This window comes from Paenibacillus selenitireducens, assembly GCF_002021565.1.
Taxonomy (GTDB): domain Bacteria; phylum Bacillota; class Bacilli; order Paenibacillales; family Paenibacillaceae; genus Paenibacillus_K; species Paenibacillus_K selenitireducens.
Window position 1 is genome coordinate 289621 of sequence record NZ_MSZX01000002.1, and the last position, 12280, is coordinate 301900.

The 12280-nt window shown below is 45.4% G+C and carries 12 protein-coding genes; 6 read left to right on the plus strand and 6 right to left on the minus strand.

Annotated features, from left to right (window positions below):
- Positions 1 to 8: 8 nt before the first annotated feature.
- The 3 genes from BVG16_RS05535 to BVG16_RS05545 form a co-directional block, all read right to left on the minus strand.
- Positions 9 to 1172, minus strand: a complete 1164-nt coding sequence (locus BVG16_RS05535; protein WP_078497551.1) for a glycosyltransferase — start codon at positions 1170 to 1172, stop codon at positions 9 to 11.
- Between the two features lie 112 nt (positions 1173 to 1284).
- Complete coding sequence (locus tag BVG16_RS05540) at positions 1285 to 1986, minus strand: glycosyltransferase family 2 protein (protein WP_078497552.1); 702 nt, start codon at positions 1984 to 1986, stop codon at positions 1285 to 1287.
- A 36-nt stretch (positions 1987 to 2022) separates the two neighbouring features.
- Entirely contained in the window at positions 2023 to 2931 is a 909-nt protein-coding gene (locus BVG16_RS05545; protein WP_158081623.1) for an NAD-dependent epimerase/dehydratase family protein, read from the minus strand.
- A 280-nt stretch (positions 2932 to 3211) separates the two neighbouring features.
- Between BVG16_RS05545 and BVG16_RS05550 the strand changes: the two genes are divergently transcribed.
- The 4 genes from BVG16_RS05550 to BVG16_RS05565 all read left to right on the plus strand — a co-directional run bounded on the left by BVG16_RS05550 (position 3212) and on the right by BVG16_RS05565 (position 8127).
- Positions 3212 to 4588 (plus strand): sugar phosphate nucleotidyltransferase, encoded by a 1377-nt coding sequence (locus tag BVG16_RS05550; RefSeq protein WP_078497554.1) that lies wholly within the window; start codon positions 3212 to 3214, stop codon positions 4586 to 4588.
- Positions 4589 to 4689: 101 nt separating this feature from the next.
- Complete coding sequence (locus BVG16_RS05555; protein WP_078497555.1) at positions 4690 to 5349, plus strand: hypothetical protein; 660 nt, start codon at positions 4690 to 4692, stop codon at positions 5347 to 5349.
- Between the two features lie 270 nt (positions 5350 to 5619).
- Complete coding sequence (locus tag BVG16_RS32360; protein ID WP_158081624.1) at positions 5620 to 6675, plus strand: YhcN/YlaJ family sporulation lipoprotein; 1056 nt, start codon at positions 5620 to 5622, stop codon at positions 6673 to 6675.
- 291 nt (positions 6676 to 6966) lie between these two features.
- The gene (locus BVG16_RS05565; RefSeq protein ID WP_078497556.1) at positions 6967 to 8127 is read left to right on the plus strand and encodes a site-specific integrase; all 1161 of its coding nucleotides are present in this window, start codon (positions 6967 to 6969) and stop codon (positions 8125 to 8127) included.
- A 79-nt stretch (positions 8128 to 8206) separates the two neighbouring features.
- Here the strand turns inward: BVG16_RS05565 and nagA are convergent, their stop codons facing one another.
- The 3 genes from nagA to BVG16_RS05580 are packed head-to-tail and all read right to left on the minus strand — an operon-like array spanning position 8207 to position 10971.
- Positions 8207 to 9382 (minus strand): N-acetylglucosamine-6-phosphate deacetylase, encoded by a 1176-nt coding sequence (nagA, locus tag BVG16_RS05570; protein ID WP_332888764.1) that lies wholly within the window; start codon positions 9380 to 9382, stop codon positions 8207 to 8209.
- The gene (nagB, locus tag BVG16_RS05575) at positions 9379 to 10107 is read right to left on the minus strand and encodes a glucosamine-6-phosphate deaminase (RefSeq protein ID WP_078497558.1); all 729 of its coding nucleotides are present in this window, start codon (positions 10105 to 10107) and stop codon (positions 9379 to 9381) included. The genes nagA and nagB overlap by 4 nt, the downstream gene beginning before the upstream one ends.
- 6 nt (positions 10108 to 10113) lie before the next feature.
- Positions 10114 to 10971 (minus strand): MurR/RpiR family transcriptional regulator, encoded by an 858-nt coding sequence (locus BVG16_RS05580; RefSeq protein ID WP_078497559.1) that lies wholly within the window; start codon positions 10969 to 10971, stop codon positions 10114 to 10116.
- A gap of 231 nt (positions 10972 to 11202) precedes the next feature.
- On the opposite strand from BVG16_RS05580, the gene BVG16_RS32710 reads away from it, so the two are divergent.
- A complete protein-coding gene (locus BVG16_RS32710; protein WP_078497560.1) occupies positions 11203 to 11895 on the plus strand; it encodes an ABC transporter permease in 693 nt (230 codons plus the stop codon).
- A gap of 36 nt (positions 11896 to 11931) precedes the next feature.
- Positions 11932 to 12105 (plus strand): hypothetical protein, encoded by a 174-nt coding sequence (locus BVG16_RS32715; RefSeq protein WP_158081625.1) that lies wholly within the window; start codon positions 11932 to 11934, stop codon positions 12103 to 12105.
- Positions 12106 to 12280: the final 175 nt, after the last annotated feature.

Genomic DNA, 12280 nt, shown 5'->3' on the forward strand with positions numbered 1-12280 from the left:
ACTATCTATTACATTTGGCCGTAATATTTGAGATACGAGCGTCGAAACACATGGATATACTTCCGGGCCAGATCATCCCAGTTTTCGGCGTGTAGAACCGCTTGATCGGCAATTGCCTTGTAATGGTCATAATTCGCTACGAACTGCTCGATTGCACCTGCAATAGAGTCAGGTGATTCTGGATCAAACCAGGCTACTTTTTCAGTGGTATTCCAATGATCTAGATGTTCACGCATGACGGGAATGTCGGAACAAAGAACGGGTACCTTGAGCCGTAAAGCTTCGAATACCGGAAGTCCTCCTCCTTCAGATAGAGTAGGCATAATTAAAGCTTTGGCTCCGCGAATGACGGGCATGATATCTTGATCCGATAGGTAGCCAAGTGCGTAAAAATCTTCACCAACCCGAAGTCCTGTTCGCCTGATCAGCGAAACTAAGGTAGCAATCGACGGCACTTCCGGCCAATTTGGCGGTTCGCAGATTAATAAGTCTGTGTGATATCCGAATAATACAAGAGGCAGCCGTTTCCGCTGAGAGAACCTGGAGTAGGCTAACAGCAAATTGTAATGATTTTTGTGCGGAGACGTATTCGCTGGGTAAACGATGTAATCGGGGGGGAGTTTAGCGGCAATTTCTGGTCTTATGCTGCCTGAAGAAACGTCGTTTGGCGCGATGGCATATGGGATTACGGTAGCCTGACAATGACTGCCGAAATGTGAAATGATCCTGTCTCTCACATAATTGGACGGCACAATGACAGACGTCGTATGTTCCAACCATTCTTTCGAAGACTTCCAATAATTTCGTATATAGGTTCCGGTTGTAAACGGGGGCACAAAATCCAAAATCGTCGTATCATGATACGTGCAAATCGTAGGACGGTTAATAGGCTTGAATTTCATTTGATGAGGCCAAAAATAATAGACGACATGACAGTCATGATAAAAAGAGGTTCCTTCTGGACTCTGTATATCTCCATCAAAATATGCGATTTCGATGTTTGCGCAGGTGTGGCCAAGCTCATCAAATGGTGCGATGGCTTGCATTTGCGAAGAAACAACCAACCGAATCAGTTCCATATCATCCTGTCGGGCGATCGCCGGAAGCAAGTTGGAAAGTAATCGTGTCCCTCCACCGAACGACATTGTTGTACACCAAATGAGAATTCGCATTTGCAACCATCCTTTATTCAATGATAAGGGAATTTTCCAACCTGAAAAATCCATGGACCGTCGGAATTCCGCCATGAATCATTCAGGTGAATTGTTATGCCCTGTTATGCATCTACCAAGGAAATTGCCGAGGAATCCCCCTTGGGCAAGGTGCGGTTGCAGCAGGATTGAAGGGGGCATTGTAGACCTCAGATCCAATAGGTCCCCCCCATTTTTTCGCATAATACGCTTCCCATTCAGGCCATAATTGTAGGGTTTGCAAGTGAAGCTGCGGATCGGATTTTATGGTATTGCTGCCGCCGTTGTGATGTGTAATCGGGAGGTTGGTTTCATACATATCATAGCCTGCAAGCAGAGTACGGTAGCAGAAGTCGACATCTGAAAAATAATCCGGCCACGTCGTATCCCAGTAGCCAATCGTTCCCACGGCTTGTACGTTAATGGCAAAAAGTAAAAATCCACTGGCACAGGTAATCCCCCAATTTGCCCCAGTATTTTTCAGTTTGGTTAATGCTGATATAAACGTACTTGCGGTATGGGGATGTGCTTCAGCATCATTATGCATGAATATGACGGCATCTGCCCCCTGTTGTTGCCCCATTTGCAGAAGAAGATTCATAGACTGCGTGAAGCTTAATGGAGTAGGGGATGGATATATATGAACACCAGGTGGAAAGGGTTGTTCGTGCTGTAAGGAGTGATGAGGCGTGTTGTCAAAGATGATCGTATGCGCCCATAATGGCTCGATGCTTTGAATGGCTAGGCGAAGTAAGTCAAGGTTATTGCGATAGAAAAAAGCGAAGATATATTTCATAGGACACCTCCTTTGTTGTCTATACATGTTTTTAAGTTATGATGGCTCTGTCATATTGTTTTTCCACCATTTGATCGTGTCTTCAAGACCTTGATGTAGGTTTACTTTTGGCGTCCAACCCAGTTCTTGTAGCTTGTGGATTCGACCTTCAACGAGCGGCATTTCAGCATGAGATATTGGTAAAGCCCCGTACTGAATTAGCTCTGGCTTTCCGATACGTTGTGATATTTGCTGAAGAACCTCCTTAATCGAAACGGCTGTCCCTGATGCGATATTGACAGGACCTTCGACATTGCTCATTAATATGGAAATAAAAGCTTCAGCAACGTCTTGCGCAAACAAGAAATCTCTTCGATGCTTCCCATCTGTGCAGCGAATCTCTTGGTTAAGCAGGAGGGAGCGAATGGCATAAGGGATTAGCCGGTTTGACTTTTCATATGGACCATACGCGAAAAAAATTCTCCCCCAAGCACAGCTTAGACCGGTCTGTTTCGAGAAATCTTCGATTAATGCACGGGCGTAGTTTTTGCAGACAGCATAGGGTGAGCTATAAGTTAGCGGTGATAGATCCTCTATAAGTGTGTTTTCTCCCCATTCGTATTCAGCGCATGTCCCAGCGGTTACCATCCTCTGCCCGCCATGGTCATAGAAATGCCTCATTAAACATAAGGATGCCTCCACCCACTGAAAGTTGGTCAATGAATTCCAATACACACCAGGGGTAGCTTCCCAAGCCAGATGCAGGAGATGTGTGGGTTTGACAGAGTTCATAAACCTTCCGACATCATCTGCATGAAATAAATTAACTTGGTGCCAATGAATCCCGTTAAAGGGTACCTCCATCTTTTGTCTACTAATCGCGTGTATCTCTATCGAGTGCTGCATTAATAAAGGGAGGACATGCTTTCCGACAAAACCGCTCGCTCCGGTAATTACAAGGATCATTTTTTTATCACCTTTTGAATTATTTATTCGATGCATCTATGAAACCTTATCTTATAATCTATTCTTCTCTTTCATGAAAAGTGACGGAATTCGCTAGAATGGTTAGAAATAACAGAAAACGTATATATCCATTTCTTTGTATTTATGGATAAACATTGAACTTTCGGCTAAAGCGCCCTGACTTATAAACGTACTGCTGAATATGGTGTCAGATAGACTAGTTTGTTAGTCGGGTTTTCTACCCGTTACACGTGGAAATGCGAACTGGAGGGGAAGGAATGTGCGATTAGTATTGTTATCCGGTGGTTCAGGGAAACGGTTATGGCCGTTAAGCAACGATGCAAGGTCCAAGCAATTTCTTAAAGTACTCGTGAATGATAAAGGACAATATGAATCGATGATTCAACGCGTTTGGCGTCAACTTCAAGATGCAGGATTGGCGGATCATACATTAATTGCGACGAGCAGCGCACAGCGAGAAATTGTATTCAACCAAATCGAAGGGCATGTGAACGTCGTGGTGGAGCCGGATCGACGAGATACGTTCGCAGCGATCGTGCTCTCTGCCTTATATATGCGTGCTGAACAGGGAATGGATGCGAATGAAGTCATCACGGTCATGCCCGTGGATCCATTCGTGGAGGCCTCTTTTTTTGACAGAATCCAGGATATGGAGTCCGCGTTGAACGATGCGTCTGCCGACTTAGCGTTAATCGGGGTAAGGCCGTCCTATCCTGCGGAGATCTATGGATATATTGTTCCTCATCAAAGTGACGGCAAACGGTATAAGCGGGTGAATTATTTCAAGGAAAAGCCGGACGAGGCGTTAGCGACTAAGCTTTTGCAAGAACATGCATTATGGAACTGCGGCGTTTTTTCGTTTCGATTGAGTTTTATTCTTTCTATTCTTGAAAAGAAGGGTCTGCCGACCGATTATCACGCTTTTCTGGCCGGCTACAAGCAATTGAATAGCAATAGCTTCGATTATGAAGTGGTCGAACATACACGCCGTATTATTGTTCTGCCTTTTGAAGGGTTCTGGAAAGATCTTGGCACATGGGACACGCTCACGGATGAAATTGAGAATCCAGTCGTAGGCAAAGGCATCATTAAAAATAAAGATCCCCATACATGCGCTAACAATCATATCGTGAACGAATTGGATATTCCCGTTGCTGTCATTGGTTTATCCGACGTCATCGTTGCAGCGAGTCCGGATGGCATTCTGGTTAGCACCAAGGAGGCAAGTCCGCAAGTCAAAGGAATCGTCCATGAGTTTGAAAGCAAGCCGATGTATGTTGAGCGTCGATGGGGATGGTACCGAATCATCGATTTTTATCAATCTGAGGACGGATTGGAAGTGAACACGCGCAGAATACAAATCAAAGCGGGTAAAAACTTAAGTTATCATACCCATCATCATCGGAAAGAACTATGGACCATCCTTCGTGGAGAAGCACAAGTCATGATTGGAGACCAGCTGCTGAGTGTAAAAGCGTGCGATACCATTCAAATTGATGCAGGGATAGGACACGCAATGAAGGCCATTACGGATCTAGAGTTCATTGAAGTACAAATGGGACATGATATCACAGAGCAGGATATTACTCGAATCTTCTTAGAATGGAAAGATATACTGGAATTGGGGTTGATATGATTTATTATTTCTTTATGTGGGAAATTTGATAATTTTATATTCATACGGATATGGTTGGTTTATTATGGAAAGGTGGGATTTATTATTTAGGGAGGAATATTATGTCTGATTCAAATTGGAGTCCAAATCCAGATCCACAATTACACCGGCAGCCCAAATCATCTCTTGATTTGCAGCTCATCGTACAATTACTCCGAAATCCATTAACGAGCTTATCTCTGAACCCGGCAACGCAGTGGTTATATGGAGTTCTAGGTATTGCAGCATCCATTGTAGGGTTTGCTTTATGGACAACGACATCCGTTACGTCCATTTTCGCTTTGTTCTTGAATCCTTTGGCGGGTCTCGGGATCGGCAGAGGTTTAGGCTTTAGTATTTACGCAGGCACATTTGTAAGAATGATTGTTCTTGCACTGGTTTCGCAGGGTGTACTTATCGGATCCATTTGGATCTTCGGCAATTGGTTAAGCGGCAAAAAGCAGGATTGGCGAAACCTGGTAACTTATTTAGGTGGCGTACAATGGCTGTTCGGCGGAGCGTTTATCGTTGCTGCCATCATTGGATTATTGCTTGGTCAGATCGGGTTTCTTATCGCGAGTATTGCCTTAGTTCTTACCATCATATTTATTGTGCTTACTTCATTAGAGTGTTATACATTTGTTTCGACAGAACGTAAATCACAATTTCTCGTCTATTCCATCGGTGTGTATATACTTATTGTTGGAATCTTATCAACAGGATTAACGAGATCGATCATCTAAATACCGATTCAAATTCATGGTTGCAAAAGAAACAATTCATGCAAAAGCAACAAGTTCCTACACATGCATAAGCAACAATATCGTACACATATAAAAGAAACAATATCCTACGCACCAAATCATCCTGCTGTTAAGCGCAGTGAATGATTTGGTGTTTTTGTTGTGCAAAGATCATTTCCTATACTGCCAATTTCCTCACAGGATAGCGCATACCCCGCTTACGCATGCTATGTCTTGTTCGACTTTAAACCAATTGGATGGAGGATGGTTATGCGTAGCGTAAAAACAGTGGGTATCTGTTTAACAGCAGCAGCAATCATGATCGGTGCTATGGGAGTAACGGGATGCTCTAACAATGCAGCGAACAAAGTGAAGACGAACAGTTTGGATGGCCGTAATAATATTGCACCTTATTCCACGTACAATCGCGGTACTGTGAATCCACTCGGTACTGGCACAAATGCTAGCCGAATCGGCACCAATAACGCCATGGAGTGGAGCCAGAAAGCTGCGGATCAAATCGTGAAGATTCCTGGTGTCAAAACGGCTCGCGTCATTCTCATGAATCGTGATGCTTATGTTGCAGTGACCTTGGACAACAAAGTAACGCCAAAATCCACGGCGGTTCCTCATCATCGTGGTGGCGGTGTGACACCGCGTTCACTAACCGGTAATATGACGGGTATAGATGGTGTGCGTGGCACAACTGGCACAACGGGCACACCTGGCGCACCTGGCGCACCTGGTGCACCTGGCACATATGGTACTCGTGGGATAACTGGCATGCCTGGCATACCTGGCACACCAGGCACATATGGTCCTCGTGGCACAGATGGTGGTATGCACGGCATGAATTATGGAACGAACTATCGTTCTAATAATACCTCCACCTATGGAACTAACTATGGCTCCATGTCTGGATTGGATGGCCGTCATCCTTCTACCGTTCGTCCTTACAATGCGACGAACCCATTGGCGAACCCAACCCGTGGAACGAATCCAACGACACGATCCGCAAGTCATGATGTGACTGTGACAGACGCATTGAAGCTAAAAATTGCGCATGCTGTGAAACACAGCGTTCCGCAAGTGAATAATGTCTATGTCTCCGCGAATCCTGACTTTGTCTCACGCATTAACGGATATGCGAATCAATTCCGTAATGGGAATCCGATTACAGGTATTGGCGAAGAATTTACTGCGTTGATTAACCGTATCTTCCCTGCCCGTACAGGAACAACGGTTACACCGAACTCGTACAATCCTTCGACCTATCGGAATCCAAGTAACATGAATGTACCGATGAAGCCATCCACGTACCGTTAGGTGCTAGATCAATCTAGGTATTCATGACTGCCCATTTTTAATGATTACCGCACCAATAGTTTGCCCCCTTCATAGTATGAATTTGACTGTATCCCTTAACCTTGTTACACCATAAAATCCCGAGCAAGGAGGGGTGACACTATTGAAGGGTAGGGGCAACATGGAAGAACCCTTTGTTCGCAAAGGGTTTTTTTATGCTATAAAAAAGGCGTTGGCGGGCCATTGGCGGCATATATTGTGAAGTAAGGTTTACATGACTTCATAGCTTAACGGGCAGAAGGAGGGGATTCGATGCCGGTGTATAAGAATCGCAAAGCGAAGCGAAACCCTTGGTACATTGAGTTCGAAGCGGGTAAAGATCCTGCAACAGGGCAGCGGAGGCGTTACAAAAAGCGGGGATATGGTACTAAAAAAGAAGCTGAGCTGGCTTTGGCGAAGTGGCGTTACGAGCTGGCGTTGATGGAGGAGGGGAGTGAACAGGAACATAAAGGCATAGATGCTGCACTCCATTCTGCCAAGATCGACGCCAATACCACGATGAATTTTAGAGTATACGCAAATCAATGGCTGGAATACCGCCATCACCTGAGTGACAATACCAGAGAATTATATCAATCCATGCTGCGGACGCATTTAATTCCTTCCTTAGGTACATTATCTCTGCGCCGAATTACGTCGTCCGATATTCAGCAGTTCGTTCAAGATTTACATGGCAAAGGGTTGTCGGATTCCACGATTAAGCGTATCTTTTCGCTGCTGCATGCCATTCTTCAAGCGGCTGTCAAAACGGAGTTGGTTTCCCGTAATGTGGCTGCTGTCGTGGAGAAGCCGACGATTCGCCGCCGCCCCTTTACCGTATGGTCATTAGATCAGATCAAGTTCTTTCTTCATCGCTTGCAAGAAGAGGGAGGGCGGTATGCCATTGTCTTTGCCCTTGCGATTCTAACCGGCATGAGGCAAGGTGAAATCCTGGGATTGCGTTGGCAAGACATCGATTTCGATGAGCGAGTCATTCGCATGCAGCAGACCTTAACGCATCGGGGGACATCCTTTCAATCGGGCGGAAAAACAGCGAAGAGCATACGGGTGATTGCCCTAACACAAGAGACGATCCGATGGCTCCAGGCACATCGGCGAGAACAATTCGCACAGCAGCCACATGCAGAACTTGTCATTAGTAAACCAGAAGGAGGACCGTTGACACCTAGGGTATTACATCGCTTATGGCAGCAAATACTACATCAATGGCAGCTGCCTAGAATTACGTTTCACGATTTACGACATACCCACGCGAGCATTCTGCTGCAACAAGGCGTTCATCCTAAAGTGGTCTCCGAAAGGCTTGGACATTCCTCCGTTCATATGACGCTTAATACGTACTCCCATCTCCTTCCCCACCTTCAGCACGATATGGTCGAACCTTTGGATCATCTGTTATTTTCCAAAACATAAAAAACAGCCCCGAGGAGAGTCGGGACTGCATTATGAAAAGAGAAAGAGAAACCATGAATGATCTTAGTTGTGAAGAGATTTAGTTCTTGGCTTGATTCCCTTTTACCCATATGGATTGCAGATTCAAATCTGCATCTAACAACAAGATGTCGGCTTGTTTGCCTACGCCAATGCTGCCAGTACGATCTTCGATGCGAAGTTGTTTCGCTGCATTATAGCTTGTTAACAATACAGCTTCAGGAACACTGCAGCCAACCATATTGACCATGTTCTTGAATGCTTGGATCATCGTAAGCAAGCTGCCTGCTAAGGAACCGCCATCTTTCAAGCGAGCCTCGCCATTCTTCGCGATAACAGGCAATCCGCCAAGATCGTATTCACCGTCACCAAGACCTGCTGCAGACATCGCATCGGTAATGACGACGAGATTATTGTTGTTTTTGCATTTCACGAGTACTTTCATCGCCGCCGGATGAACATGGATGCCGTCAGCAATCAATTCGGCGATGATGCGATCATCGCTAAGGACAGCTCCAACGGTTCCAGGTGCGCGATGCGTGAGCGGTGTCATTGCATTGTAGGTATGCACAGCTTGATTTAAGCCAGCCTCTACTGCAGTCTCTATCTCATCATACGTTGCATCGGTGTGCGCCGCTGCGACATTTATCCCATTGGCGCGAGCCCATTCAATAGCTGGAATGGCCCCGTTACGTTCTGGAGCAAGTGAAATTTGCTTAATTACACCTGGATATTTGGTATTCCAAGCATCGAGCCAATCGACACGAGCTTCAATCATGTATGCTGGATTCTGTGCACCTTTGTATTTTGGATTAATAAAAGGTCCTTCCATATGAACCCCATGAACTTGGGCATACGGCATCGGCTGATTCATATATTCATAGACTTCGGCTAAGACACGTTCAATGGCATCATGGGATTGCGTCATCGTCGTCGCATGAATGGTTGTCGTTCCTTGGCTTAAATGGAATTTCGTAATGGTATCCAGCACTTCTTTGCTAGAGTCCATAAAGTCAGCTCCGTATCCACCATGCACGTGGACATCGATAAATCCTGGAATGACCCAACCACCTTTGGCATCAACGGCATCCTGCTGCCATGTGGCAAGATCGGCAGCGGGGGCTTCGGCTTGTGTTCCTACGAACACGATGGTTCCATTTTCAATACGTACACAACCTTGTTCAATGACACCCTGAAGTGTTACAACTTTGGCGTTCGTAATGAAGAAGCTGCTCATGCTAATTCACCTGCCGCTTCTTTATCTAGAAGAACGACGACGTTGGAATGGGTCTGTAATAAGGATGCTGGGCAATCGGTTGTGATTGGTCCTTGAAGCGCGCGTTTGACAATAGCTGCTTTATCGCGGCCGCGAACCACGAGCATAATCATTTTGGCTTTCAGAATCGTACCCACACCCATGGTGATGGCTTGCGTTGGCACTTCATCAATCGAGTTGAAGAAACGAGCGTTCGCTTCACGTGTGGATTCTTTCAATTGAACAAGGTGTGTGCCGCTGCTAAGCACTTCATCAGGCTCGTTGAACCCGATATGACCGTTATGGCCAAGGCCAAGGATTTGCAGATCAATTTGCTTCGATGTCGACATCATTTCATCATAGCGAGCGCCTTCGGATGCAAGATCCGCTGCATTCCCGTTAGGTACATACGTTTGTTCCAATGGAATATCGATATGATTGAACAATTGGTTGTTCATGAAGGTACGGTAGCTCTCCGGATGACCTTCCGGCAATCCTACATATTCATCCAAGTTAAAGGATGTTACATGCTTGAAGCTGACATGTCCATTTTGATACGTACGAATAAGTTCTTGGTAAATCCCAATCGGTGTGCTGCCTGTTGCAAGTCCGAGTACGGCATAAGGGTTCGTCTGCACCAAGCTTGCAATAATGTTCCCGCCTACCTTGTTCAGTTCTTCATTCGTTTCAAAAGTTAAAATGTTCATTCCGTATTACCTCCCTTTATCGTTGCGGTACTTCTGTACCATTTCATAAGATCGTTCGATCCGTGGAATATAGCGCGTATATTGCTCGCTCACGAGACCAGAGAACAGGATATCAATGACATGCAGCTGCGCAATCCGCGAGGCCATATCCCCCCGCCGCATTCCTGCCTCCAAGGTGGAGGTGAACAATGGGACGTCGGACATATTGGATAAGGTGGAACTGCCGTATTTTGTTAATGAAATCGTGGTGGCTCCGTTCTCCTTCGCGCATTTTAAGGCATCAATCGTTTCTTGCGTCTCGCCGGAGTGGGATATCGCAATGGCTACATCCCCGGCGTTTAAATTGGAAGCTGATATGATTTGTAAGTGTGAATCCGCGCTGTAACGCGCTCTTTTGCCGACAAGTCCTAATTTATAGCACAAATCCTGTGCTACAATCCCTGAGGTCGCCATCCCATAGACATCGACGGTTTTCGCATCTCGTAATACATCCAGCGCGCGCGTCAATTGATTCAAATCCAGAAGGCGCGTTGTATCGACGATAGAACGGATGTGATTGGCTTCAATCGCTGCAACAACACTTGTAAGCGGGTTGCCGGCAACGATGTCTTGGTACTCCTGCGAGGGATCTTTCTGCGCCAGATCTGCAGCAAGTCGCATCTTGAAATCCGGGAATCCGCGAAAATGAAGCGATTTACAGAATCTCGTCACGGTCGCAGCGCTTGTCGTCGATTGCTCCGCAAGCTCGGTAATGCCCATATTCACTACGTTTCCCGGAAAGCTCAGGATATAATCGGCAAGCTTCCGTTCTTGCTGGTGAAAGGTGTCAAGCTGCTGTTCAATGGCATATAAAATGCTAGACATGCGTGCCACCCCTCTTCATGAAAATAATTTTAATATTTATATAAATAATGACGAAAATAATTTCAATATCATCATAAAATATTCGAACTAGTTTTTCAATAGGTTTTGTGAAAATTCACAGATGCGCTGAGCAAGACCGTAAGATTTATTTAAGAAATAAGAAACAGATGCGTAAGAATTCACTGCTACAATAAATGTAATCAAACACTTGTTCAGGAGGTGAGTTGGTAGATGCTGCAGCTGATTCGCTTAGAACTAAGGAAAACAGCAATGGGCTGGTATGTGAACACTGCACTCCTTGTGAATCTAGTCATCGCCCTTTTCATGGGCGTTGGAGGCTATGTCATTCATTCCAAAGGTTTGATCCTATCCATTAGCTTCGAAGAGGTGTTCAGCGCGATAGGCGCTGCTGTTCGAGCCCTATTTACAATCATTGCCTCTGTGCTCATTTCGAAGCTTGTCCTTGAAGAATACAAGAATCGTACGATAACGATTATGTTCGCTTACCCCATCTGTCGCCGGACACTGTTGGCTGTCAAGCTATTCATGATTTGCGGTATTACGTTCGTAGCGATCGTACTATCGACGATAGTTGCGATAACGGCGTTCTGTGGCATAAATGCCTACTTTGATTTCATTCCGATTTCATTCACGGCAAGCAATCTTATGGTGTTAGGGTTTAGTGTCATTACCTTTGCCTTGACAGCAACGGGGACAAGCTTTATTGCCTTACTATTCGGAATGCGCAAGCATTCCGTAGCCGATACGATGAGTTCTTCCATTTTAGTAGCAGCTTCCATGAACACATTTTTCATGGAGAAGTCTGTCATTACACAGGTAGGGATTCCGATGTTTCTGGCGGTCATAGGCATTGGATGTGCTGCGGTAGTTTTTCGTAATGTAGAGACCGTCGATGTGGCTTAAACGAAATTCAGACCGATTATTTAGGAGGAATATAGGATGAAAGCAAATCAAATTTTAAAGTGGATCTTTCTACTCAGTATTGTAGGTATGGCGATGAATGGTATTCTTTATTCGAATACGGGGGAGAGAGGAGTTTTCATAGGTATCATCAGTGCGGCTGTGCTTGGAGTCGTTTCTGGAATTGGAATATTAATCACGAGAAAGCGTTAGAAATATCAAAGGATACCTTATTCGGAACCGCATCACTCCGGTAAGAGAGAGAATCTGAAGGGATCCTTCGCTGCGGTTATGGTTATGGACCGCCCGTTTGGAGGGCACTGAAAAAGTAGCTTCATCCTAAACAAGACAGCCTTCCTCGATTTTGTTTCCTCTGGATAAGCCTTGT